Raw genomic sequence first — 24,178 nt, forward strand, 5'->3', positions numbered from 1 at the left:
TTAGGAAATACTCTAAAGCGATCCGATCTCGCGGAAGAAGTCTTCCCCTCTGTATTTGAAATTCTTGAAGCTGCCGAACCGAAGGAGTTCGTAGAATACCGTTCGGCCCATGCAGAAGCTGCTCATGGCCATGAAGTACGGAATCTGCAGCAGGTAGAAAGTCAACATCCCGTTGATTCCGTCCACGCTGACCGTTCCGTTGCCCACCAAAATATAGGACGGCAGGTAGCTGGCGAAAACCAGAAAGAAGTAAGTCAGGTCCAGTCGGAACAGGGTGAGCTTGTTCCCCACCATCATCCGGCGGCTTTCCCGCAGGCACTCGATCACGCTCCGCTTCTCATCTTCTGCCAGAAGATAGTATGCCTGACTGTAGGCGTAATTCACCACGATTCCCGGGAAAAAGAAGCACATGAATCCCAGGGCGGTCAGCAAATAACGAATGACGCAGATTGCGGTTGCCCGGAAGTACACGGAAAATCCTTCGAATACCAATCGCGGAATCACTAACCGATTCCGCAGTGCAGACAGGGAATATACCGCCCGTCCCAGTTCAAAGGCACCGCTCATCAGAAGCACGTAGAAAAACAACACCACGGGGATCTGTGGCATGGCCACGGACTTCTGAATTTCCTCCGGCAGGTTGGACATGGGAATGGCCATGTATCCCGATGGGAAGTACCGGCCGACGACATTAATTAATATATCCGAAAAAAAGTAATATACGAAAATCCCGATAAAATAAATCCACCAGTAGCCGTTCAGGTTCATGGAAGCGGCCTGACGAATTCGCATGGGATTCGTTCGAATTCTGAAATAAGAATGTTTCTGTTCTTCGCTCATTTCAATTCCTTTCATTTGCAAATAGACTATCGGATATTTTATAATAAATGATATAAAATATCAAGTAAAAGTGAAAAGGAGAACATCATGCAAAATACCTGCTTGATCCTATTATCTTACATGGAATGTGTCACCCCGGATATGGCTCAGGAACTGGCGGAATCGGCGGATTACATCATCGCGGCGGATGGAGGTCAGAACCGAGCTCGGGAATTCGTACTGCAGCCGGACTGCGTCATCGGCGATTTCGACTCCACTACCCTGAACGAAGATTTCGACTGTCTCTACATCACCTACCCGGCGGAGAAAGACCTTACCGATACAGAGGCGGCGCTGACCCACGCTCTGGAAAAAGGCTGCCGAAACGTAATCCTCTTGGGCGGCATGGGCGGTCGGCTGGATCACACAATGGGAAATATCGGCCTTTTGGACAAATACTACAGTTCCTTCGACCACATGGAATTCATCGACGGCAAAAACAGAATGGAACTGCTGAAGGATTCCGGCCGCACGTTGAAGCGAGATGCGCGGTATAAGTATTTCGGCCTCGTCTCCTTGAATGCAGAGGCTTCCGGAATCGATATCCGCGGTGCCAAATACGAATTGACTGGAGCATCCCTGGAGCGGGCATCCACCCTAGGAGTAAGCAACGAATTCAGTGAAGACACGGTGGAGATTTGCGTCCGGGAAGGAACTCTGCTGATTGTTCGCTCCGCCGACCGGTAACGTTTGCAGTTTCAATATCTGAATTTCAATTCAAAAATCGGATAACCGTAGCATCATCGCTATGATTATCCGATTTTATTTTTACGAAATCTCTCAGGAACTTAAAGCTGAGAATCGTCCGTGCGTACTATTCCTCTCGAAGAGCGGCACCGCACTTCTTCTGCAGAGACTTCATGACTGCCGCCATCTTCTTGTCAATCTGCTTGGAGGTCATGGTGCTGTCATCGTTACCAATCCATACGCGGAATACCAGGGACTTCTTTCCTTCCGGAATCTGCTTTCCGCGGTACTCTTCGATGAATTCGTACTTCTTCACCATGTGACGAATCGCTTCCGATACATCATGCCACTTAACGGACTCATCTACCAGAATGGACAGATCCTGTTCTACCAGCGGATACTGCGGCAGATGGTGGAACTCGTTGGTTCTGGAGTTCAGCGGAATCATTTCATCGAAGTTCAGTTCGAAGAATGCGACCTGAGTTCTGCTGATTCCGGCCGCGTTCATGGCCTGAACGGATACCTGTCCCAAAGAACCGATGTTCTTACCCTTGTGGAATACGTTCAGATACACCTTGTCGTCTGCCCAGGATGGCTTTTCTTTCTGCTTGAAGGTGAGATCCTCCATGTGGCAGAAGCGGGACATGGATTCCAGAACACCCTTCACGTCAAAGAAGTCCTTCTTCGCATCTCTTCCCACAATAATTCCGGAGAGCAGTTTCTTGTGAACCGGCAGGATTTCCTCTTCGCAGGATTCGTGATATTCACCCTTGTGGAATGTCTGTGCCATTTCGAACACTCTGAATTCATCGTAGTATCTCAGGTTCTTTACCGCCGCTTCCAGCATGCCCGGAATCAGGGACTGACGCAGAATGGCCAGTTCCGGTGCCGGCGGAGTTGCCAGTCGAATGGCTTCCGATGTGTCAATCTTTGCCGCCTGAATATACTTTTCATCAATCCAAGGATAGGTGAAAATCTCGTTGAAACCGCAGCGGAATGCCAGGTACTCACGGATTTTTCTGTCCAACTGTTCCTTCGGCTGACGAACCGCATGCTCGAAGTTCACCGGCAGAGGCTTCATTTCGAAGTTCTCGTAGCAGTAAACTCTGGCAATGTCTCCCAGTACGTCGTCCTTGACGCTGACGTCGCCGGTGGAACGATAGGTCGGAACCACGCAGTGATAGGTGCCGTCGGTCAGGGTAACATCATAGCCCAAACGCGTGAGGATGTCCAGAATCTCTTCCGACGGAAGTGCTTTACCCAGACGTACGTCCAGGAACTCCTGAGTGACGTCAATTTCGTTTCTTGTAGTCGGAGTCGGATCCACATCGCCGAAGGCAACGATTTTGCTTTCCGGGAAAATCTCGCGGAACAGCTTAGCGGCCATTGCAATACCCTGATCCACACGCTGAGTATCCAGTCCCTTCTCGTAACGGATGGAGGCATCGGTTTTTTCGTCAAAACGCTTTCCGGTCTGGCGAATCGTTCCCGCAGTAAAAGTAGCTACCTCGATTACCACACCGGTGGTTTCCGGCAGAATGGAATCCTTGATGCCGCCGCGAATTCCCGCCAGAGCCATCGGATCGTGCTCATCGCAGATGACCAGGTCCTCTTCGGTAAGATCCAGCAGTGCGTGATCCAGCAGAGTCAGCTTCTCATCCTTCTTCGCATTTCGAACGATAATATGGGAACCGTCTACGTGAGTGCGGTCGAAACCGTGCGTCGGCTGTCCCACGGACAGCATGATGTAGTTGGTGATATCCACGATCGCATTGATTGGGCGCATGCCGGCATTCAAGAGTGCAGTCTGCATCCAGATTGGCGCCGGTTTCTCACATACGTTTTCAATCTCCAAGGCCGCATATCTCGGGCACTTTTCCGGGGATTCCACATCGATGCGGTATTCCGGCAGGTCTTTCGGCAATTCGGCTTCCGGCAGCGGCTTCAGCGGGCATTTGTAAATGGCCGCCAGTTCTCTTGCGATGCCGTAATGACCCCACAGGTCCGGACGGTTGGTAAGGGATTTGTTATCGATATCGAAAACAACGTCGTTCATGCCGATGATTTCGGAAACGTTCTGGCCCACTTCGCAATCTACGTCGCTGAGGTCGACAATCATGTGCTCATCTTCCAGCGGGAAGTAGGATTCCAGATACACTTCCGTCGCACCACAAATCATTCCGTAGGAAGGAACGCCTCTCAGTTTGGATTCCTTGATTTTTACCAATGAATCTTCGCCATGCCAGAATACTTCCGCACCCGGCTTAGAGACAACCACCATCTCCCCTTCGTACAGGTTGGAACCACCGCAGACAATCTGCTTCGGCTCGTCCTCGCCGCATTCCACAATGCATACCCGGAGCTGGTCGGCATTCGGATGTTCTTTTACTTCCAGAATTTTACCCACAACGATATCGTGGAACTTCTCAGAAGTGTCAATGACATCCTCTACTTCTACGGTTCTCATGGTTAAGTCGAAAGAAATCTGCTTCGGCGTCAAATCTTCCGGCAAATCGACATATTTTTTTACCCAATTTAATGATACTTTCATGCTAATTTCCTCCCTTTACTACTTGAACTGCTCAAAGAATCTGAGATCGGTGCTGTGGAAGAAACGAACATCATCGATACCATATCTCATCATAACAAAACGGTCCAGTCCGATGTTGGTGTAGAATCCGGTGTATACGTCCGGATCCAGGCCGGCTGCACGGACAACGTTCGGGTTGATGACACCGCCCGGAGCCACTTCAATCCAGCCGTTCTGATTGCAGACGCGGCAGCCCTTGCCGTGGCACACCTGGCATTCCATGTCAATTTCATATCCCGGTTCGGTAAATGGGAAGAATCCTTCTCTCATACGAACATTCACCTTGCGTCCGAATACCTTCTCCAGCAGAGCCTGAATCATTACCTTGCCGGAGGAGAAGGACAAATCCTTGTCCACAATCAGCGCCTCATATTGATAGAACGCTCTCTCGTGACGGGCATCCGTATTCTCGTTACGGTATACACGACCCGGATATACGAAACGTGCCGGTGCGCCGTGTTCCCTCAGATAACGAACGGAACCGCCGGTGAGGTGTGGACGGAGGCAAAGTCTCTCCGCCCCCTGTTTGTCCTCGGTACCCTCAATCCAATAGGTATCCATAGACTGTCTTGCCGGATGGTCCGGTGGGAAATTCAGATTATCAAAGGCGAATAATTCGCTGCTGATATCATCTTCACTAAATATTTCAAAGCCCAAGGAGAGAAAGGCATCGTTCAAGTCATACTGCATCTGCGTAATCGGATGGAGTGCACCCTGGCTAACAGCGTTTCCAGGTAAAGTCAAATCGATTTCTTCGTCAAGTGCACTCTGGTTCTCAACGATCTCATCTTCTCTTTCTTGAATTTTCTCAGCGAAGTGATTCTTAATCTCATTCGCTCTCATTCCAACGGTTTTTCTCATTTCCGGTTCCAGAGAGCCCAGGCTCTTCAGTACGGCCGTCAGTTCCCCTTTCTTTCCGGTCAGTTCCCGGCGAACTTCCTGAAGCTGATCCAGAGTTTCGGTCTCTTTGATCTTCTTCAGACCCAGTTCTTTAATTGATTCTAATCTCTCTAGCATGACTTAATCCCTCCTTGTAGTCTGCTTAATATAATTACCGTAGTATTTTATCATTAAAAATTGTTCAAATCAACAATTTATCTCAATAAAAACAGCCGGTGCACGCCAAAATGCACCGGCCTATATACGTATTACTCAAATAAAAACAATTCTTATTTGAACAGGATTCCACCGTACTGTACGAACAGCGGTGCGAACACCAGGGATACGATGGTCATCAGCTTGATCAGGATGTTGATGGACGGACCGGAGGTATCCTTGAACGGATCGCCGACCGTATCACCAACGACAGCCGCCTTGTGGCTTTCGCTTCCCTTTCCGCCGTATACACCGCTCTCGATGTACTTCTTTGCGTTATCCCATGCACCACCGGCATTGGCCATCATGATAGCCAGGAGTACGCCGGAAGCCAGAGCACCTGCCAGCAGTCCGCCCAGGGATTCGGTTCCCAGAAGCAGTCCGATTGCAACCGGTGCAACGATTGCCAGGATTCCCGGAGCAATCATCTCGTGAAGTGCTGCGGAAGTGGAGATATCTACGCAACGCGCATAATTCGGCTTGGAAGTTCCTTCCATGATTCCCTTGTCCTCACGGAACTGTCTTCTAACTTCTTCGATCATCTGGTTTGCAGCCTTACCGACGGAGCTCATGGTCATTGCAGAGAATGCGAATGGCAGCATTGCACCGATGAACAGACCAACGATTACCATCGGATCCAGCAAGCTGATCTGCTGCAGTTTCGCGGTGGTTGCGAAGGAAGCAAACAGTGCCAGTGCGGTGAGCGCAGCGGAACCGATTGCGAATCCTTTACCGATTGCAGCGGTGGTATTTCCAACGGAATCCAGTGTATCGGTGATATGACGTACATCTTCCGGAAGTTCGGACATCTCAGCGATACCGCCGGCGTTGTCGGAAACCGGACCGTATGCATCAACTGCAACGGTCATTCCGGTAGTGGACAGCATACCTACGGCAGCCAGTGCAATACCGTACAGGCCGGCAAAGTTGTATGCTACAATGATGCCGACAGCAATGAACAGAATCGGCCAAATGGTGGACATCATACCAACGGACAGTCCGGAAATGATGGTGGTAGCAGAACCGGTCTGAGACTGTTCTGCAATGCTCTTAACGAACTTGTGTGCATCAGAAGTATAAATTTCAGTGAGCTGACCGATGATAATACCAACCAGCAGACCGGCGATAATTGCCCATGCATAGTTCAGAGATCCCAGCATATTCTTGCTGAGGAATACGGAAGCGATAATTACGATAATACCGCTGACATAGGTTCCCATGTTCAGAGCCTTTGCCGGGTTCACGTTGTCGCCGCCGCGTACTGCCAGGATTCCCAGTACGGATGCAATCAGACCGATTGCGGCAATCAGCAACGGGAACAGCGCAGCAGTTGTTTCGTTGAAGATGGACATCTCACCGGACTCATTTACGGCAACAGCAGCCAAAGTAACGGCAGAGATGATGGATCCAACATAGGATTCAAACAGGTCGGAACCCATTCCGGCAACGTCACCTACGTTATCACCTACGTTGTCGGCAATAACCGCAGGGTTTCTCGGATCGTCTTCCGGGATACCGGCTTCTACCTTACCAACCAGGTCCGCACCAACGTCTGCAGCTTTGGTATAGATACCACCGCCCACACGGCCGAACAGCGCCATGGAGGAAGCACCCAGTCCGAAACTGGTTACACACTGCTGGATAGTTGCCATGTCCAGAATAACGAATACGACACCCAGTCCCAGGAGACCCAGTCCGGATACGCAGAGACCCATTACGGCACCGGAGCGGAACGCAATCTGAAGCGCACGCGGCATACCGTGAGTCATCGCAGCGTTTGCAGTACGAACATTTCCTTTTGTCGCAACGTTCATACCGAAGAATCCTGCCAGTACGGACAGCAGCGCACCAACTACGTACAGCACTGCGGATATCCAGTTAATGCAGAATCCGATAACAACGAAGAGAACCGCAATAACCACAACCATGGTCTTGTATTCTCTCTTGAGGAATGCCATTGCACCCTCGTGAATAAATCCGGCTATTTCTTTCATTCTGTCGTTGCCGGCGTCCGCTTTGCTTACCCAAGATGTCAGGCAAAAAGCAACAAGCAGGCCCACCAAGGCGCAGACAGGAGCAATCCATAAATTCATGTAGCCTCAAACCTCCTTAAAAAACAATTTATAGTAATAATATTTAACAATATTATGAGGCACTTTTAAAAGTGCCTCATAATATGTCTATCATGTTAAAAAGTGCGAGAAACCGCAGCCAACTAGTTGAACAATGTAACAATTGCCAAAGCTGCAACGATATAAACCACTGCCAACACAACGGTAATTCGTGCCAGAATGGAATCATATCCTCTGCTCTTTCTCTTTCCAAACAGCTGCTCTGCACCGCCTGCAATCGAACCGGACAGACCGGAGCTGTTGCTGGACTGCAGAAGAATTGCAATAATCATCAGCACACTTACAACTAAAAGAATCGCCATAAGCACGGTATGCATATTCATCCCCCCTTCAACACTATGTACTAGCTAAAAAATTACTCATGTATACTAACATTATATTGAACGCTTGTCAACAATAAGATTATCCATATGTTGATATTTCAAGGTTTACAGCCACTATTACTTGTTTTTGATAATAATTCGCACCGCAATATTTGTTTGTGAAAATAAATAAAATGAAAATTTATTGTTATTTTTCAATAATGTTTTTAATTCAGTACAAAGTGAAAAAGCAATTCAAAAGGCGTTCCCGAAGGTTCGCCTTTTGAAGTATCTTATCTCGTCATTCTAATTGCTATAAAAGCATTACATCATGATGCCCGTTTCTACCGTTTCATCAAAGCCGTGGGCCTTTAATGCGTTGATGATTTTCTGTTTATGCTCCGTTCCGAAGGCCTCGATGGTCACCTTCAGTTCCACCTTGTGGTTTCGGTCCACGCTGACGAACTGATTGTGCTCCAGCTTGACCACGTTGCCCTGCGCGTCCGCAATGGTCTGCGCTACGCGAACCAGCTCGCCCGGCTTATCCGGCAGCATGACCGATACGGTAAAAATACGATCCCGCATAATCAGACCGTTCTGAATGATGTTGGAGATGGTGATGATATCCGTATTTCCGCCGCTCAGAATGGATACCACCTTCTTTTCTTTGAAATCCAGGTGCTTCAGTGCCGCAACGGTAAGAAGTCCGGAATTCTCCACGACCATCTTATGATTTTCCACCATATCCAGGAATGCCACTACCAGTTCATCGTCCTCTACGGTGATTACCCGATCCACGTTCTTCTGCAGATACGGGAAAATGCTTTCACCCGGCGTTTTTACCGCCGTGCCGTCCGCAATGGTCTGGATGTGTTCCATGGTGCGAACTTCTCCGGCCTCCAGAGACCGCTGAAGGGAGTTGGCACCGGCCGGTTCTACGGCAATAATCTGAACATTTGGTTTCAGCAGCTTTGCCAGAGTGGACACGCCGGTAGCCAGTCCGCCGCCGCCCACCGGAATCAGGATGGCATCCACCAGCGGGAGTTCCTTGATAATTTCCATGGCGATGGTTCCCTGTCCGGTAGCCACGGTAAAATCATCAAACGGATGGATAAAGGTCATGCCCTCTTCTTCCGCCAGCTTCTTCGCATAGGCAGCCGCCTCATCATATACATTGCCGTACAGAACAACGGTCGCTCCATAACTTTCGGTGCGATTGACCTTAATCAGCGGTGTGGTGGTTGGCATAACAATGGTGGCTTTGCATCCAAAGGCTTTTGCCGCATATGCCACACCCTGGGCGTGGTTTCCGGCAGATGCTGCTACCAGGCCTCGACTTCTTTCTTCATCGCTTAATGTGCTGATCTTGTAATACGCACCGCGAATCTTATATGCGCCGGTAAGCTGCATATTTTCCGGCTTCAGATATACCTTGTTGCCGCACATTTCCGAAAAGTAATCGCTGTATACCAGGTTGGTGGGACGAACCACCTTCTGGACAATTTCCGTTGCTTGTTCAAAATCCTTTAGTTCTAGCATGCCATCCTCCTACAGTTCCATGATTGCGCCCTTCGACGAAGGACCTACCAGTTTCGCATATCTTGCCAGCCAGCCGCTTGTAACCTTCGGTGCCGGGGCACTCCATGCAGCTCTTCTCGCTTCCAATTCCTCATCGCTTAACTGCACGTTAATTCGATACTCCGGAATATCGATTTCGATGATATCCCCTTCCTGAATCAGACCGATGTTTCCGCCGGCTGCCGCTTCCGGGCACACGTGTCCGATGGAGGCACCTCTGCTGGCGCCGCTGAAACGTCCGTCCGTAATCAGGGCGACGGTTTTGTCCAGCTTCATTCCGGCCAACGCGCTGGTCGGATTCAGCATTTCTCTCATGCCCGGGCCGCCTTTCGGTCCTTCGTAGCGAATGACCACCACATCTCCGTCGTGAATATCACCGTTGTAAATAGCTTGAATCGCTTCATCTTCGCTGTCGAATACGCGAGCCGGACCGGTATGCTTCAGCATCTCCGGTGCGACCGCACTTCTTTTTACTACAGCGCCTTCCGGAGCCACATTTCCAAAGAGGATGGCCAATCCGCCGGTTTCGCTGTACGGGTTATCGATGCTTCGAATTGCGTTGTTGTTCAGAATCCGCTTTCCGTCGATATTCTCCGCTACCGTGTGCCCGTTGGCGCAGATGGCGGTGGTATCGATCAGGTTCTTTTTGTTTAGTTCCGCCAGCACGGCTTGAATGCCGCCGGCATTGTTCAAATCGTGCATATGAGTACCGCCGGCAGGTGCCAAATGGCAAAGGTTCGGCGTAACGGAGCTGACTTCATTGAACATGTTCAAATCCACCTTTACGCCCGCTTCATTGGCGATTGCCAGAAGGTGAAGCACCGTATTGGAGGAACATCCCAGCGCCATATCACAGGTCAATGCATTCCGAACGGATTTTTCATTGATGATATCTCTCGGGCAGATGTTCTTTTCGACCAAATCCATGATAGCCATACCGGCGCGCTTTGCCAGCATTACTCTCTTTCCGGTTACCGCCGGAACGGTTCCGTTGCCCGGGAGTCCAATGCCGATGGCCTCGCACAGGCAGTTCATGCTGTTGGCGGTGTACATGCCGGAGCAGGAACCGCAGCCCGGACACACGTTTTCCTCGAACTCGCAGAGCCCTTGTTCATCAATCAGACCGGCTTTGCGGGAACCTACCGCCTCGAACATCTTGGAGAGAGAGGTTTCTTCGCCGTTCACCAGGCCGCTCATCATTGGTCCGCCGGAACAAACGATGGATGGAATGTTGATGCGGCACGCGCCCATTACCATTCCCGGCACGATTTTGTCGCAGTTCGGAACCAGGACCAGTCCATCGAACTGGTGGGCCTTGGCCATGGTCTCCACGCTATCCGCAATGAGTTCACGGCTCGGCAGAGAGTATTTCATCCCCTCATGCCCCATGGCGATGCCGTCGCACACGCCGATGGCCGGAACCATAATCGGGGTCCCTCCCGCCATACGAACACCTGCTTTTACCGCCTCCGTAATCTTATCCAGATGAATATGTCCCGGAACGATTTCGCTGTGAGCGGAAATCACGCCGATCAGCGGGCGCTCCAGTTCTTCCTTGGTATATCCCATCGCATAGAAAAGGCTCCGCATCGGGGCCTTCTCCACTCCTTTTGTGACGTTATCGCTTATTTTTGTCATTCTCCAATACTCCTTTACGTTATTACTTCTGTGCCGAGTCGTCTTCTCCGCGATTCAGACCTTCGATGCCGGTAATTCCGGTACGGCATACGTCAGTGATATTATACTCCTCCATCACTTCCATGAAACCGTTAATTTTCGATGGAGTTCCGGTTAATTCGATTACCAGACTGTGCTTAGAGAGGTCGATAATCTTACCTCTGAAAATATCCACGATTTCCTTTACGGAACTGCGCTGTTCCGGCTCGCACTGAATTCGCATCAATACGAGTTCGCGGTACAAACTGTTTTCCCGGCTGAGGACAATGACCTCTTCCACCACTTCCAGCTTTTCCGTCTGAGTGATAATCTGCTGCATGGACTGCTCCGTCGCACTGAACATGATGGTAATCCGAGACAGCTTCGGATTGTTGGTTGGAGATACGGTTAGTGAGTCAATATTGAATCCTCTTCGGCCGAACATGCTGATGACGCGGGTCAGAACGTTGGCCTGGTTCTGAACGAGGACGCTGACGATTTCTTGTTTCAATGGTTTATACATGACGCCCTCCTATCCTACAATCATATCATCCACGCTCTTGCCGCCCGGAATCATCGGCAGCACGCGCTCATCCTGAGAAATAACGCATTCAATCCATACCGGACCGTCTTCCTGAAGCGCTTGGTAGAATGCATCTTGGAACTCTTCCGGCGTGGTTGCCCGGAATCCCTTAATGCTGAACCCTTCCGCCACCTTCACATAGTCCACTTTCCGATGCGGCGTGGTGTTGGAATATCGCCGGTCGTAGAAAATGGTCTGCCACTGGTATACCATACCCAGTACGGAATTATTCAGAATCACCGTGATAATCGGCAGGTGCTGCGTCTCCGCGGTAACCACCTCGTTCAGGTTCATCTGAAAGGAGGCATCCCCCGTAATATGTACCACCTGATGATCCGGATGGGCCATCTGAGTGCCGATAGCCGCACCGTATCCGAATCCCATGGTACCCAGTCCGCCGCTGGTGATAAACCGGTGCGGTTTCCGATGGTGAAGATACTGCGCCGCCCACATCTGGTGCTGTCCCACATCTGTTACGAAATACGCATCGTCATTTACGAATTCGGAAATGGTTGTCATGATATCCTTCGGATGAAGCGGACAGTCGGTCGCCTTGACGTACGGTGCCTTCTTCTTCCAGGAAACCGTCCGCTCCCTCCATTCGGAATGATCCGCTTTCTCCACAAAAGGAATGGCCTTTTCCAGAAATTCGTGAACGTTAGCGATGACTGCCTTGTCAATCATGACGTTTTTATTGATCTCACTGTTGTCGATATCCACCTGAAGGATGCGGGCACTGCGGCCCCAGGTTTTGGTATCCTGCGCCACGCGGTCGCTAAAGCGGGCACCCAGTGCAATAATCAAATCTGCGTGCTGAATCGCCCGATTGGCGGCGACGGAACCGTGCATTCCCACCATGCCCAGGCAGAGGTCCTCCTCGGTATCCATTACGCCTGTTGCCATCAGCGTATTGACCACCGGAATGTTGGCTTTTCGCGCCAGTTCCTGAACCAATTCACTGGCACAGGACTGCATCACGCCGCCGCCCACATACATCACCGGCTTCTCTGCGGCATTGATCATCTTCACCGCCGCCCGAATGTCGTCCTTCCGAATCTCCGGATCCGGACGAAGCGGAAGCGGTCTCTTGTTCTCGTACTCATAGGTGGCCGCTGTCACATCCTTTGTGATGTCCACCAGAACCGGTCCCGGCCGTCCACTCCGGGCGATGACAAATGCCTCCCGCAGCGTGTCCGCCAGGTCTTCGATTCGATTCACGAAAAAATTATGTTTCGTAATCGGCATAGTTACACCGGCAATGTCGATTTCCTGGAATGCGTCCTTACCGATTAATGAATCCGGCACGTTGGACGTGATGGCCAGCAGCGGAACGCTGTCCAGACATGCCGTAGCAATTCCTGTTACCAGATTCGTCGCTCCCGGTCCGCTGGTAGACATTACCACCCCGACTTTTCCGGTGGCTCTGGCGTATCCGTCCGCCGCATGGCATGCCCCTTGCTCATGCGCCGTGAGAACGTGCTTGATTCGGTCGCTGTATTTGTACAGTTCATCGTAAATATTCAGCGCTGTCCCGCCAGGATATCCGAAAATCGTGTCTACTCCGTGATCCAGCAGCACTTCGGCCACAATCTGAGATCCCGTCAATTTCATAGATATCACCCTTTCTTACGTCAAATTTTGCAGTTGAATAATTTAATTATAGTTACCGAATATAAATTGTCAACACAAATTTGTGTATTGATACAAGTTATGTATTATTTTTTAAACTTCTGAATATTTTTAGTTGACTTTTCACAAATTATAATGTATTCTGTACGAGAACTGAATATGCATTAGCGTTGACGGGAATAAACCTTTCGCAGAGACTTTCAGAGAGCATCCGGGTGGTGTGAGGATGCAGGATCGGTTAGGTGTCTCACCCCTGAGCTGACATTCTACAAGTGGGCTGCCTCATTACGGCGCGGCCAAGAAGAGTGGTACCGCGGATTATTTCGTCTCTTCGTTTCATCGGTTACGGTGAACAGCGAAGGGATTTTTTTATGGAACTGTTCATCGGGAGATTACATTATTAGGAGGAATTTGAAATGGATAATGCAAAAAAGTATCAGCCGGGTTACTATAACCCACCGGAAACGACCTACGACTGGGTAAAGAAGGATCATATCGAAAAAGCACCCTACTGGTGCAGCGTGGATCTCCGAGACGGCAATCAGGCGCTGGTGGTTCCCATGTCATTGGAAGAAAAGCTGGCATTCTTTAAAGTTCTGGTGGACATCGGCTTTAAAGAAATCGAAGTGGGATTCCCGGCAGCATCGGAGACCGAGTTTGAATTCCTCCGCACATTGATTGAAAAGGACATGATTCCGGATGATGTTACCGTACAGGTGCTGACCCAGTCCCGTGCCCATATCATCGACAAGACATTTGCCGCACTTCAGGGGGCGAAGAATGCGGTGGTACACCTGTATAACTCCACTTCCGTGGCTCAGCGGGAACAGGTTTTCCGAAAATCAAAGGAAGAGATTAAGCAGATTGCCATCGACGGCGCCAAGCTCATGAACGAGTATGCGGCCAAGTATCCGGGCACCAACTTCGTCTTTGAATACTCTCCGGAAAGCTTTACCGGAACCGAGCCGGAATACGCACTGGAAGTGAGCAACGCCGTAATCGACATCTGGAATCCGACACCGGACCATCCGATGATTCTGAACCTTCCGGCAACCGTAGAAATGTCCTTGCCGCACATCTACGCGAATCAGGTAGAATACATGCACAAGAACATCCATAATAGGGACGGCGTGCGTATCTCCCTCCACCCTCACAACGACCGAGGCACCGGCGTGGCCGATGCGGAGCTGGGTATTTTGGCCGGTGCGGACCGAATTGAAGGCACCCTCTTCGGAAACGGTGAGAGAACCGGAAATGCGGACATCATCACCATCGCCATGAACATGTACACCCACGGCGTGGAAACCGGCCTGGACTTCTCCAACATGCCGGCCATCGTGGAAGCCTACGAAGAATTCACCGGCATGACCGTGGGCCCGAGACAGCCGTATGCCGGCGAGCTGGTATTCGCCGCATTCTCCGGCTCCCACCAGGATGCGATTTCCAAGGGAATGAACTGGAGAAAGGAAAAGAACCTCCACCGGTGGACGGTTCCGTACTTGCCGATCGATCCCCACGATGTGGGCAGAAGATACGACGGCGATGTCATTCGGATTAACAGTCAGTCCGGCAAGGGCGGCGTGGCATACATTCTGAAACAGAACTTCGGTTTCGATCTGCCGAAGGATATGCGTTCCGAGGTGGGCTATATGATGAAGGATATTTCCGACAAGCATCATGAGGAGCTCTCCCCGCAGGAGATTCTGGACTACTTTGCCGCAGAATACATCAACGACTTCTCCCCGCTGGACATTACAGATGCTACCTTCAACCACTACTCTTCTACTAAGGAAGAAAATTTGTACAACGTAAAGGTACGCGCCGTGATTCACGGAGAAGTATTCCATCTGGATGGAGAAGGCAACGGTCGTCTGGACGCCATCCGGGATGCTCTGACAAAAACAAAATACGATATTCAGTACGATTTCATCACTTACGCAGAGAATGCCCTCACCGTCGGATCCAAATCCAAAGCGGCATCCTACGTGTGCATCGCCGATGAAACCGGAAAGAAGTACTGGGGTGTCGGAACTCAGCCGGACATCATTCTGGCCACGGTAAACGCACTGGTCAGCGCCATCAATCGTATGAACAAGGAAAAGAAATTCATGTAAGCAGGGGGCAAATACTTGAAATATAATATCGCAGTAGTACCGGGTGACGGAATCGGCCCGGAGGTCGTGGGTGAAGCCATCAAAGTGCTGAATGCCATCGGCCAAAAATACAATCATCAATTCAATTACACCACCGTTCTGGCCGGAGGTGCCGCCATCGATGAATACGGCGAGTGCCTGCCGGAAGCCACCGTGGAAGCGTGCAAAAACAGCGATGCCGTTCTTCTGGGTGCCGTAGGAGGCCCAAAATGGGACCATGTACCCGGCCCACAGCGTCCGGAGCGCGCCCTTCTGGGATTGCGAAAGGCCCTTGGGCTCTATGCCAAACGGTCGTCTGGACGCCATCCGGGATGCTCTGACAAAAACAAAATACGATATTCAGTACGATTTCATCACTTACGCAGAGAATGCCCTCACCGTCGGATCCAAATCCAAAGCGGCATCCTACGTGTGCATCGCCGATGAAACCGGAAAGAAGTACTGGGGTGTCGGAACTCAGCCGGACATCATTCTGGCCACGGTAAACGCACTGGTCAGCGCCATCAATCGTATGAACAAGGAAAAGAAATTCATGTAAGCAGGGGGCAAATACTTGAAATATAATATCGCAGTAGTACCGGGTGACGGAATCGGCCCGGAGGTCGTGGGTGAAGCCATCAAAGTGCTGAATGCCATCGGCCAAAAATACAATCATCAATTCAATTACACCACCGTTCTGGCCGGAGGTGCCGCCATCGATGAATACGGCGAGTGCCTGCCGGAAGCCACCGTGGAAGCGTGCAAAAACAGCGATGCCGTTCTTCTGGGTGCCGTAGGAGGCCCAAAATGGGACCATGTACCCGGCCCACAGCGTCCGGAGCGCGCCCTTCTGGGATTGCGAAAGGCCCTTGGGCTCTATGCCAATCTGAGACCGGCCATGATTTTCCAAGAACTGGCAGATGCGTCCCCATTGAAGCCATCCATCCTGGATGGCGGATTGGATATCCTGATTGTTCGGGAACTCACCGGCGGAATCTACTTCGGAGAGCACGTGACGGAGAGCGGCGAAGACGGCTCCGTCACCGCCTACGATGTGGAGAAGTATTCGGATTATGAGATTCAGCGAATTGCCCGGACAGCCTTTGAAATGGCATCTAAGAGAAACGGCCGGGTAACCAGCGTGGATAAAGCCAACGTGCTGGACAGCTCTCGCCTTTGGAGAAAAATCGTGAGTGAAATGAGCAGTGACTATGGCGATGTTGAGCTGGACAACATGTACGTGGACAATGCCGCCATGCAGCTGATCCGCGATCCGAAACACTTCGATGTGATCGTTACCGGCAACATGTTCGGGGATATTCTTTCCGATGAAGCCAGCCAGATTACCGGTTCCATCGGTATGCTGCCATCCGCCAGCCTGGCCGACGGAAACTTCGGAATGTACGAGCCGGTTCACGGCTCGGCACCGGATATCGCCGGCACCGATAAAGCAAATCCGATTGCCACCATCCTGTCTGCTGCCATGATGCTGAGATACACCTTTAATCTCAGCGAGGAAGCGGATGCGGTGGAAGGTGCGGTTCGCCGTTTCCTGGCCGATGGATTCCGCACCGCGGATATTGCCGGAACCGGCGATGCCATTTCCGGAACTGTGGAAACCGGAGACCGCATTGCGGGATACATTCAATAAAATCTGCGAATAAAGGTCTTCATAAGAAAAAGTTCGAACCATTCACTTGTGAATGGCTCGAACTTTTTTTACTCATATTCTCTAAATTATTCTGCCAGTTCGGCTGCGGTCTTTGCGATTTCTGCGAAATCCTTTACCTTCAGGCTGGCTCCGCCAATCAGGCCGCCGTTGATGTCGGTTTTCTCCAGAAGCTCTTTCGCATTGCCCGGCTTCATGCTTCCGCCGTACTGAATGATGAGCTTATCTCCGATGGACATGTCATACAATCCCTGCATCATTCCGCGAATGAATGCACACATCTCTTCTGCCTGTTCCGGTGTCGCAGTGTGTCCGGTACCAATGGCCCAGATCGGCTCATAAGCGATAACCACCTTCTCCGCATACTCCTGCGGAATTCCGGCAAAAGCTTCACCCAGCTGTCCGCATACGAATGCCTGCTCCTGCTTCTTCTCCCGAACTTCCAGGGACTCTCCGACGCAAAGGATCGGGGTGATGCCCTCTTCCAAAAGAACCTTTAATTTACGGTTCACCGTTTCATCCGTCTCGTTAAAGTATTCTCTTCTTTCAGAGTGCCCAACGACGCAATAATCCACACCGATTTCCTTCAGCATGTCCACGGAAATTTCTCCAGTAAACGCACCGGAATGCTCATAGTGAACGTTCTGCGCACCCAAGGAAATTCCGGTTCCTTCCAGCTCCTTCTTCAACGCTTCCAGCTGGGTAAACGGTGCAATAATTGCCACCGATTCCGGATTGGTCAGCTTCTGCGCCTTCAGCTCATGTACGTAATGAACGGCCTGCGCAGTGGTTTTGTTCATTTTCCAGTTTCCCGCAATTAAAAATCTTTTCATTCTTTGCAATCTCCTATCCTATTTCTCATCCAGAATGGCAATACCCGGAAGTTCTTTGCCCTCCAGGAATTCCAGGCTGGCACCACCACCGGTGGAAATATGTGTCATGGAATCTCCATATCCGAACTGCTGAACCGCAGCGGCCGAATCTCCGCCACCGATAATGGTGGTTGCGTCGGAATCTGCCAGGCATTTCGCAATTGCTTTTGTACCCACTGCAAACGGTGCCATTTCGAATACGCCCATCGGTCCGTTCCATACGATGGTCTTTGCGGTCTTCAGTGCATCGGTAAAGAGCTCAATGGTCTTCGGCCCGATGTCCAGACCCATACGGTCTTCCGGAATCCGATCTGCATCATAGCAATCGTAAGCCGCATCTTCTGCAAACTTGTCCGCTGCAACGGTATCCACCGGAAGAAGCAGCTGAACGTTGTTTTCTTCGGCTTTCTTCAGAATTTCCGGAACCAGTGCCAGACCTTCTTCGTCCAACAGGGATGTTCCGATGGAATAGCCCTGAGCCTTCAGGAATGTATATACCATTCCGCCACCGATAATCAGGATGTCCACCTTGTTCAGCAGATTGGTAATTACCGGAATCTTATCGCCAACCTTTGCTCCGCCCATGATTGCGGCGAACGGTCTTTCCGGATTGTTGACTGCCTGTCCCAGGAACTGCAGCTCCTTCTCAATCAGGAAGCCGGATACCGCCGGGATATAGGATGCAATTCCGGTTGTGGATGCGTGTGCACGATGAGCTGTACCGAACGCTTCCTGAACGAATACATCGCCCAGCTCCGACAGTTCCTTGGAGAATTCCGGATCGTTCTTCGTCTCTTCATTTCTGAAACGAACGTTCTGAAGAAGGGCGATATCTCCCGCCTTCAAGTTGCGCACCCGGTCCTTCACGTCCTCATCTACTACGCGGTCGGAGGCAACAAAGTGAACCTCTAGATTCAGGTACTCGGACAGCTTCTTGCATACCGGTTCCAGAGAGAATTCCGGCTTCGGTTCCCCCTTCGGTCTTCCCATGTGGGACATAAGAACGATTTTTGCGCCATTCTCGTGCAGGTAACGGATGGTCGGCAGCGCGGCCACAATTCTCGTATCGTCCGTGATAACGCCATCCTTCATCGGAACGTTGAAATCACAACGCATTACCGCTGTTTTTCCCGCCCACTGAATGTCTCTGACAGTTTTTTTCATAGTACACCTTTCTTTCTGTTGTACAAGGAATAACATTCAGAAACCGCGCCGAAAACAGCGCGGCTTCATCATTCATATTTTTTTACTTGTGATCTACCTGATACATATGACGAATCAGCTCCAGAATCTTTGCACTGTAACCGTACTCGTTATCATAGAATGCAATCAGTTTGAAGAAACGATCGTTCAGCTCGATACCTTCTCTGGAATCGAAGATGGATGTGTGTGCATCGCCGATGAAATCGCCGGAAACCACTTCGTCATCTACATATTCCAGAACGCCCTTCATGGTTGTCTCAGAAGCTTCCTTCACCTTCTTACAAATTTCTTCATAGCTGGTCGGCTTCTTCAGCATTACGTTCAGGTCGATAACGGAAACGTCAGAAGTCGGTACACGGTAAGAAATACCGGTCATCTTGCCCTGCAGTTCCGGAATTACCAGACCAACAGCCTTTGCTGCGCCGGTGGAAGACGGAATTACGTTGCCGAATACGCTTCTGCCGGTACGCCAGTCCTTCATGGAACGAGCATCTACTACCTTCTGCTTTGCGGTTGCCGCATGAATGGTGGACATCAGGCCCTGATCGATGCCCCAGTTGTCGTTGATTACCTTGCACAGCGGTGCCAGGCAGTTTGTTGTGCAGGATGCGTTGGATACCACGTTGTATTCCGGCTTGTACTCTTCGTGGTTTACGCCATATACGAAGGTTGGGGTCTCCTTATCCTTTGCCGGAGCGGAGATGATAACCTTCTTTGCACCGGCATCCAAGTGAGCCTGTGCCTTCTCGGTGGTGTTGTACGCACCGGTTCCTTCCATGATATATTCTGCACCACAATCTCCCCACGGAATATCGTGTGCATCGCCTTCCATGAATACCGGAATCTTCTTTCCGTTAACCATGATTCCCTTGTCATACTTCTCAACAGTTCCCGGAAATCTGCCAAATGTAGAATCATACTTCAGCATGTATACGATGTAGTCCAGATCCGAATTTCTCCAGTTGATTCCGGCAATTTCCACATCCTCCATGTCCATCGCTGCTCTCATTACGACACGAGAGATTCTTCCAAAGCCACTGATTCCAACTCTAACCATTTTTTCCTCCTTGCATTGCCTTTCTGCAATAAAACATTTTATAATTCACCAATTATTGAAGTCCGGGGAAACCATTTTGCCGCAGAGCTTCAAATAAAATGATGTTCACGGAATTCGACAGATTCAGGGACCGCAGACGAGTCTGCTCACTCATGGGAATCCGTACCGCTCCTTCGCGGTGTTCCTGAATGAAGTCCTTTGGAAGACCCCTTGTCTCTCTTCCGAAAAGAATCATATCACCATCCTTGTATTCCACATCGGTGTACTTCTTTCCACCGTGTGTCGTTGCCAGGAACCAGCGATAATCCCCATAATCCCGAATAAATGCTTCCAGACTATCGTGAACTTCCAAATCCACATACTGCCAGTAATCCAGTCCCGCCCGCCGTACGGATTTGTCATCGATGTTAAATCCCAAAGGACGGACCAAATGTAACCGGGTATTTGTGGCTGCGCAAGTCCTTGCAATATTTCCGGTGTTTTGAGGTATTTCCGGTTCAACCAGAACAACGTGATACATAGATACTCCCTTACAAAAGTCAATTCCAACCATATATTAACAGTTTTGTAATTATTTTTCAACCGTTAATGAACTGCGGCAGATTTCTTTTACCGGACAGTGGGCACAATCCGGCTTTCGGGCACGGCAGCAATTCCGTCCGTGAAAAATCAAAAGGTGATGTCCTCGGGTCCACCGTTCTTCCGGAAGAATCTGCATCAGCTGCTTCTCCGTTTCCAACACTTTGTCCGAATTCGCCAGACCGATACGGTTGGAAACACGGAACACGTGGGTATCCACCGCAATTTTCGGTACCCCGAAGCCTTCCGCCAGGACAACATTTGCGGTCTTCCGTCCTACTCCGGCCAAACCGGTCAAAGCGGTGAAATCTCCCGGAACTTCGCCTCCGAACTCCTCCGCCAGCTGCCGGGACATGTTGATCAGATTCCGGCTTTTGTTTTTGTAAAGGCCAATGGAATGAATGATTTCTTCCAAGGAAGCCGGTTCGGCCTTTGCCATGGCAAAAGCATCCGGATACCGTCGAAACAGTTCCGGGGTAATCCGATTCACGCTGACATCTGTAGTCTGGGCGGAAAGCATCACCGCACACAGCAGTTCAAAGTGGTTTTCAAAATGGAGCGCGCAGCCCGCTTCCGGATAGGCGCGGTCCAACAGGTCCAAAACCTGCAGCGCCTGCCGGGGATCCAATAATTTTGACATAATTATTTCCTTTCCGGTATTGACATTTATCGTACACAGATTATATAATTGTATACATAGAGACCAAAGTATTACAAGGGGGTTAAATATGGATAAGAAAACCGAAGAAATCAGCCAGCCTCTTTCGAACACGCTTTTCACCGCGATTCAGAAAGATATCCTTTCCGGAAAGATTAAATCCGGAGAGAAATTAACCGAGCAGCGAATTTGCAAGCAGTATGATGTCAGCCGCACACCGGTTCGCGAGGCGCTTCGTCAGTTGGAAGCTGACGGTCTGATTGAGAATATTCCGCATCGAGGCGCTTTCGCCATCGGCCTAAGCCGCAGGGATATCTCCGATCTTTTCGATCTTCGGGCACAGTTTGAGATGAAAGCCGTAGAATGGGCCATCCAGCGCATGGATGAGGAAGGCGTCGACAAGCTGAGAGAGAATATCGAATTCATGGAATTCTACACCATGAAGGGAGATGTAGAAAAAGTGTTGAGCTTTAACTCTCAGTTCCACGACATCATCTATAACGGCACCCAGAACCGGATGCTCTATCAGACGCTGCACACCTACCAGACGTATCTGAAGCATTCCGCACCGCCAAAATCATTCTCCGATGACTATCTGAACACTATATTGGCAGAACACCGGGCGATTTTCAGTGCTTTTGAAACCAAAAATCCGGATGAAGGCCGGGAAGCCATGCAGGTTCACATGGATCATTCCAAACTCCGCCGCATGAGCAAATTCTTCTAATCGAATAAAAACACCATCCAAACGGGCCGGGTTCACAATCCCCAGCCCGTTTCCTTATTTATTCTGTTTCGTCTGATTGTAGCGGCGAACGCATTCCAGAGATTTTCTTTCCAGTTCAAACTCCCCTTCGTCCGGCTTCAGAAGATTCATAACGCCTTTGCTGCTCATGGCCCAAAGAATCAATTCCTGTGCCAGCCACGGATTTTTCACCAGAACCGGTCCCAACATATTGGTAAAAATCAGGTTTTCGGTACGAGCCCCCTCTCTCCGGTCTTCGTAGCTGCAGTTACCGTATCCGTATTCCACATCTCCCAGCGCAATATCGCCGTTCAGGAAGGTATCCATCACCTGAATCTGGCTTCCGTTCAAATCGAAGCCCGTCTCCCGCATTTTGCAGATCAGGTCATCTCCCACAATGCTGTCCCGTTCCCGGCATTCCATATCCAGGTATCCCAGGCCGGTGACGGCGGTTCCGTCCAGCTTGCGAATGGTTTTTCCGAAAGACGCACCGGTGGTTCCCACCGCAAGAATCACGCCTCCCCGGTAGATGTAGTCGTCCAAATCTTCTTTTATCCGTGAAAAAGCGTTAACGATGTACTCACAGGATTTGAATTCTCCCGGGTTCAGCAGCAATATGTCCGTATTGTCCAAATCGATTTCATCGCCGAAGTTCACCACTTTGTGCACTTCCGCTTCCAGCCCCATTTTCTCGGCAATTCGTACCAGCGCCATCACATTGCCCCGATCTCCGTGGAGGTTCAGGATGTCCGGCCAGCACCATGTAATGTTCAACTTATTCATACTTCGGTAAATCCTCCATCATCTGCTCATATTTATGAAGCCACGTAATCAGATATACGTTGTCGCAATCGTACTTATCCAGTTCCGCAAAAATATCATCGTTTTCATCCGAAGGGATGACGGTGATCCGGTCTTCCGGGAATCCGCCGTAGATCAGCCGATTGGCCGTATCGTATGCCACCGCTTCGGAGAAGCTGATGCAGTGCTCGATATTGGAATGGAGCAAAGATTCCACATCGCAGTCAAAGGCGTAGAAGGTGTTGGTGTAGAACGGCTGGAAGTCTTCCAGCTGCTCCAGTCCGATGAGGAAAATCTTCCGTTCCTTATCCTGAGAAATGAAATCAAAAGCGGTGGTCAGGGTTTCCGGGTTCTCCTGCTTGATTCGAATGTATTTGATTTCCTTGGTCTTGTACGGAATCAGTTCCAGTCTTCCGGCGATGTTTCGGAAGGACTCGAAGGATTTGCTTACCGATTCCGCACCCACACCGAACATTTTGCAAACCGCAATGGCCAGCGCGTAATTATACAGGAAGAACGGCTGGTCGTACGGCATGTGAACGGAAACGCCGTCGCAGCGGAAGGTGCGGTTCTCGAAGTCCACATCCGTCACCTGAACGTCCGGCTGAATCCGGCTGTGGAACCCGCAGGAAGTGCATCGGAATTCCCCCACATTATCCACGTTGTAATAGTTAAAAGCAATCTTGTTGTTGCATTTCGGGCAGCCCATGGTCACATCGTAGAAACCGTTTTTCTCAAAGGACTTACTGTGGCGTTCCACGCTATAAGTCCGAACTTCCCCCGCATAGTCCTCCAGGGAAAGTGCTCTCGGCTCTTCGTTATTCACGAAGATTCTCATATCCTTGTTCACCACTTTGGCGATTTTCTTGTAGATGAAATCCGGCTCTCCGTTTCGCTGAACCTGGTCTTTCTGAATGTTGGTCACACACAGGTTCTTCGCCGGGAGCTGCTCATAGATTTGCGCCAAATACCGCTCGTCGGTTTCGAAGATCAGGTAATCCCCGTTCACACGACCCAGCATGGAAGAATCCCGAATCATGGCGGTAGCCACGCCGGTAATCAGATTGGCGCCCTCCAAGTTGGTGGTTACCTTCTTTCCGGATGCCCGAAGTGCGTGCACAATCAGGTTATTGGTGGTGGATTTTCCATTGGTTCCGGTGATGAACAGGGTCCGCTCCGGATCCACATGGGTGAAATGGGTAATGAAGTCCTTCTGCAGCTTCAGTGCAAAAGCTCCGGCAATATAGGTTCCGTTCTTTCCCAGAAGCCGGCACAGGAACAGGCCGAACTTCGACCCCCATAGAACAATTGTAAACCAGATTCGTTTCATG

The 24,178-nt window shown here is 50.4% G+C and carries 21 protein-coding genes and 1 pseudogene; 6 read left to right on the forward strand and 16 right to left on the reverse strand.

Going from position 1 to position 24,178, the window contains the following annotated elements:
• Positions 1 to 12 precede the first annotated feature (12 nt).
• A complete protein-coding gene (locus FYJ65_RS01680; RefSeq protein ID WP_235898161.1) occupies positions 13 to 840 on the reverse strand; it encodes a DUF975 family protein in 828 nt (275 codons plus the stop codon).
• Between the two features lie 87 nt (positions 841 to 927).
• On the opposite strand from FYJ65_RS01680, the gene FYJ65_RS01685 reads away from it, so the two are divergent.
• The gene (locus FYJ65_RS01685; RefSeq protein ID WP_154553617.1) at positions 928 to 1,566 is read left to right on the forward strand and encodes a thiamine diphosphokinase; all 639 of its coding nucleotides are present in this window, start codon (positions 928 to 930) and stop codon (positions 1,564 to 1,566) included.
• Positions 1,567 to 1,693: 127 nt separating this feature from the next.
• On the opposite strand, the gene pheT is transcribed toward FYJ65_RS01685, so the two are convergent.
• The 8 genes from pheT to ilvB all read right to left on the reverse strand — a co-directional run bounded on the left by pheT (position 1,694) and on the right by ilvB (position 13,113).
• Positions 1,694 to 4,117 carry a phenylalanine--tRNA ligase subunit beta gene (gene pheT, locus FYJ65_RS01690; RefSeq protein ID WP_154553618.1) on the reverse strand — a complete coding sequence of 808 codons (2,424 nt, stop codon included), beginning with the start codon at positions 4,115 to 4,117 and terminating at the stop codon, positions 1,694 to 1,696.
• An 18-nt stretch (positions 4,118 to 4,135) separates the two neighbouring features.
• A complete protein-coding gene (gene pheS / locus FYJ65_RS01695) occupies positions 4,136 to 5,173 on the reverse strand; it encodes a phenylalanine--tRNA ligase subunit alpha (protein WP_154553619.1) in 1,038 nt (345 codons plus the stop codon).
• A gap of 152 nt (positions 5,174 to 5,325) precedes the next feature.
• On the reverse strand, positions 5,326 to 7,344 hold the full coding sequence (locus tag FYJ65_RS01700; protein ID WP_154553620.1) for a sodium-translocating pyrophosphatase: 2,019 nt from the start codon (positions 7,342 to 7,344) through the stop codon (positions 5,326 to 5,328).
• A gap of 122 nt (positions 7,345 to 7,466) precedes the next feature.
• A complete protein-coding gene (gene secG, locus FYJ65_RS01705) occupies positions 7,467 to 7,700 on the reverse strand; it encodes a preprotein translocase subunit SecG (protein ID WP_154553621.1) in 234 nt (77 codons plus the stop codon).
• Positions 7,701 to 8,009: 309 nt separating this feature from the next.
• The gene (gene ilvA, locus FYJ65_RS01710; RefSeq protein WP_154553622.1) at positions 8,010 to 9,224 is read right to left on the reverse strand and encodes a threonine ammonia-lyase; all 1,215 of its coding nucleotides are present in this window, start codon (positions 9,222 to 9,224) and stop codon (positions 8,010 to 8,012) included.
• Between the two features lie 9 nt (positions 9,225 to 9,233).
• Complete coding sequence (ilvD, locus tag FYJ65_RS01715) at positions 9,234 to 10,901, reverse strand: dihydroxy-acid dehydratase (RefSeq protein WP_154553623.1); 1,668 nt, start codon at positions 10,899 to 10,901, stop codon at positions 9,234 to 9,236.
• 22 nt (positions 10,902 to 10,923) lie between these two features.
• Positions 10,924 to 11,442 (reverse strand): acetolactate synthase small subunit, encoded by a 519-nt coding sequence (gene ilvN, locus FYJ65_RS01720; RefSeq protein ID WP_154553624.1) that lies wholly within the window; start codon positions 11,440 to 11,442, stop codon positions 10,924 to 10,926.
• Positions 11,443 to 11,451: 9 nt separating this feature from the next.
• Complete coding sequence (gene ilvB / locus FYJ65_RS01725) at positions 11,452 to 13,113, reverse strand: biosynthetic-type acetolactate synthase large subunit (RefSeq protein WP_154553625.1); 1,662 nt, start codon at positions 13,111 to 13,113, stop codon at positions 11,452 to 11,454.
• A gap of 434 nt (positions 13,114 to 13,547) precedes the next feature.
• Between ilvB and FYJ65_RS01730 the strand changes: the two genes are divergently transcribed.
• From FYJ65_RS01730 to leuB, 4 genes and pseudogenes are all read left to right on the forward strand, one after another.
• Positions 13,548 to 15,245, forward strand: a complete 1,698-nt coding sequence (locus FYJ65_RS01730; protein ID WP_154553626.1) for a 2-isopropylmalate synthase — start codon at positions 13,548 to 13,550, stop codon at positions 15,243 to 15,245.
• Positions 15,246 to 15,329: 84 nt separating this feature from the next.
• Positions 15,330 to 15,512, forward strand: a pseudogene (locus FYJ65_RS09905) (isocitrate/isopropylmalate family dehydrogenase); the annotation flags it as partial.
• Between the two features lie 52 nt (positions 15,513 to 15,564).
• On the forward strand, positions 15,565 to 15,822 hold the full coding sequence (locus FYJ65_RS01740; protein WP_206157265.1) for an alpha-isopropylmalate synthase regulatory domain-containing protein: 258 nt from the start codon (positions 15,565 to 15,567) through the stop codon (positions 15,820 to 15,822).
• 15 nt (positions 15,823 to 15,837) lie between these two features.
• On the forward strand, positions 15,838 to 16,914 hold the full coding sequence (gene leuB, locus FYJ65_RS01745; RefSeq protein ID WP_154553628.1) for a 3-isopropylmalate dehydrogenase: 1,077 nt from the start codon (positions 15,838 to 15,840) through the stop codon (positions 16,912 to 16,914).
• Between the two features lie 86 nt (positions 16,915 to 17,000).
• Here the strand turns inward: leuB and tpiA are convergent, their stop codons facing one another.
• The 5 genes from tpiA to nth form a co-directional block, all read right to left on the reverse strand.
• Positions 17,001 to 17,765, reverse strand: coding sequence for a triose-phosphate isomerase (gene tpiA, locus FYJ65_RS01750; RefSeq protein ID WP_154553629.1), 765 nt, complete (start codon positions 17,763 to 17,765; stop codon positions 17,001 to 17,003).
• Positions 17,766 to 17,783: 18 nt separating this feature from the next.
• Positions 17,784 to 18,968, reverse strand: a complete 1,185-nt coding sequence (locus FYJ65_RS01755; RefSeq protein ID WP_154553630.1) for a phosphoglycerate kinase — start codon at positions 18,966 to 18,968, stop codon at positions 17,784 to 17,786.
• Between the two features lie 82 nt (positions 18,969 to 19,050).
• Positions 19,051 to 20,064, reverse strand: coding sequence for a type I glyceraldehyde-3-phosphate dehydrogenase (gene gap, locus FYJ65_RS01760; protein ID WP_154553631.1), 1,014 nt, complete (start codon positions 20,062 to 20,064; stop codon positions 19,051 to 19,053).
• A gap of 52 nt (positions 20,065 to 20,116) precedes the next feature.
• Positions 20,117 to 20,617 carry a tRNA (uridine(34)/cytosine(34)/5-carboxymethylaminomethyluridine(34)-2'-O)-methyltransferase TrmL gene (trmL, locus tag FYJ65_RS01765; protein ID WP_328603029.1) on the reverse strand — a complete coding sequence of 167 codons (501 nt, stop codon included), beginning with the start codon at positions 20,615 to 20,617 and terminating at the stop codon, positions 20,117 to 20,119.
• A gap of 18 nt (positions 20,618 to 20,635) precedes the next feature.
• The gene (gene nth, locus FYJ65_RS01770; protein WP_154553633.1) at positions 20,636 to 21,283 is read right to left on the reverse strand and encodes an endonuclease III; all 648 of its coding nucleotides are present in this window, start codon (positions 21,281 to 21,283) and stop codon (positions 20,636 to 20,638) included.
• An 88-nt stretch (positions 21,284 to 21,371) separates the two neighbouring features.
• Between nth and FYJ65_RS01775 the strand changes: the two genes are divergently transcribed.
• Positions 21,372 to 22,028: a GntR family transcriptional regulator gene (locus FYJ65_RS01775; RefSeq protein WP_154553634.1), complete on the forward strand. Its 657-nt coding sequence runs from the start codon at positions 21,372 to 21,374 to the stop codon at positions 22,026 to 22,028.
• Between the two features lie 54 nt (positions 22,029 to 22,082).
• Here the strand turns inward: FYJ65_RS01775 and FYJ65_RS01780 are convergent, their stop codons facing one another.
• Both FYJ65_RS01780 and FYJ65_RS01785 read right to left on the reverse strand, forming a co-directional pair.
• On the reverse strand, positions 22,083 to 22,829 hold the full coding sequence (locus tag FYJ65_RS01780) for a hypothetical protein (RefSeq protein WP_154553635.1): 747 nt from the start codon (positions 22,827 to 22,829) through the stop codon (positions 22,083 to 22,085).
• On the reverse strand, positions 22,822 to 24,177 hold the full coding sequence (locus FYJ65_RS01785) for a MurT ligase domain-containing protein (RefSeq protein WP_154553636.1): 1,356 nt from the start codon (positions 24,175 to 24,177) through the stop codon (positions 22,822 to 22,824). The genes FYJ65_RS01780 and FYJ65_RS01785 overlap by 8 nt, the downstream gene beginning before the upstream one ends.
• Between the last annotated feature and the right edge of the window lies 1 nt (position 24,178).

The organism is Mogibacterium kristiansenii (assembly GCF_009695905.1).
Classification (GTDB): Bacteria; Bacillota; Clostridia; order Peptostreptococcales; family Anaerovoracaceae; genus Mogibacterium_A; species Mogibacterium_A kristiansenii.

Coding starts and splice junctions, on each gene's coding strand:
- FYJ65_RS01780 (WP_154553635.1), bottom strand. CDS start 22,829: ATGAATAAGTTGAACATTACATGGTGCTGGCCGGACATCCTGAACCTC.
- secG (WP_154553621.1), bottom strand. CDS start 7,700: ATGCATACCGTGCTTATGGCGATTCTTTTAGTTGTAAGTGTGCTGATG.
- nth (WP_154553633.1), bottom strand. CDS start 21,283: ATGTCAAAATTATTGGATCCCCGGCAGGCGCTGCAGGTTTTGGACCTG.
- tpiA (WP_154553629.1), bottom strand. CDS start 17,765: ATGAAAAGATTTTTAATTGCGGGAAACTGGAAAATGAACAAAACCACT.
- ilvA (WP_154553622.1), bottom strand. CDS start 9,224: ATGCTAGAACTAAAGGATTTTGAACAAGCAACGGAAATTGTCCAGAAG.
- gap (WP_154553631.1), bottom strand. CDS start 20,064: ATGGTTAGAGTTGGAATCAGTGGCTTTGGAAGAATCTCTCGTGTCGTA.
- FYJ65_RS01775 (WP_154553634.1), top strand. CDS start 21,372: ATGGATAAGAAAACCGAAGAAATCAGCCAGCCTCTTTCGAACACGCTT.
- FYJ65_RS01700 (WP_154553620.1), bottom strand. CDS start 7,344: ATGAATTTATGGATTGCTCCTGTCTGCGCCTTGGTGGGCCTGCTTGTT.
- FYJ65_RS01785 (WP_154553636.1), bottom strand. CDS start 24,177: ATGAAACGAATCTGGTTTACAATTGTTCTATGGGGGTCGAAGTTCGGC.
- ilvN (WP_154553624.1), bottom strand. CDS start 11,442: ATGTATAAACCATTGAAACAAGAAATCGTCAGCGTCCTCGTTCAGAAC.
- FYJ65_RS01685 (WP_154553617.1), top strand. CDS start 928: ATGCAAAATACCTGCTTGATCCTATTATCTTACATGGAATGTGTCACC.
- trmL (WP_328603029.1), bottom strand. CDS start 20,617: ATGGTTGGAATTGACTTTTGTAAGGGAGTATCTATGTATCACGTTGTT.
- FYJ65_RS01680 (WP_235898161.1), bottom strand. CDS start 840: ATGAGCGAAGAACAGAAACATTCTTATTTCAGAATTCGAACGAATCCC.
- pheS (WP_154553619.1), bottom strand. CDS start 5,173: ATGCTAGAGAGATTAGAATCAATTAAAGAACTGGGTCTGAAGAAGATC.
- ilvD (WP_154553623.1), bottom strand. CDS start 10,901: ATGACAAAAATAAGCGATAACGTCACAAAAGGAGTGGAGAAGGCCCCG.
- FYJ65_RS01740 (WP_206157265.1), top strand. CDS start 15,565: ATGCCAAACGGTCGTCTGGACGCCATCCGGGATGCTCTGACAAAAACA.
- FYJ65_RS01755 (WP_154553630.1), bottom strand. CDS start 18,968: ATGAAAAAAACTGTCAGAGACATTCAGTGGGCGGGAAAAACAGCGGTA.
- ilvB (WP_154553625.1), bottom strand. CDS start 13,113: ATGAAATTGACGGGATCTCAGATTGTGGCCGAAGTGCTGCTGGATCAC.
- FYJ65_RS01730 (WP_154553626.1), top strand. CDS start 13,548: ATGGATAATGCAAAAAAGTATCAGCCGGGTTACTATAACCCACCGGAA.
- pheT (WP_154553618.1), bottom strand. CDS start 4,117: ATGAAAGTATCATTAAATTGGGTAAAAAAATATGTCGATTTGCCGGAA.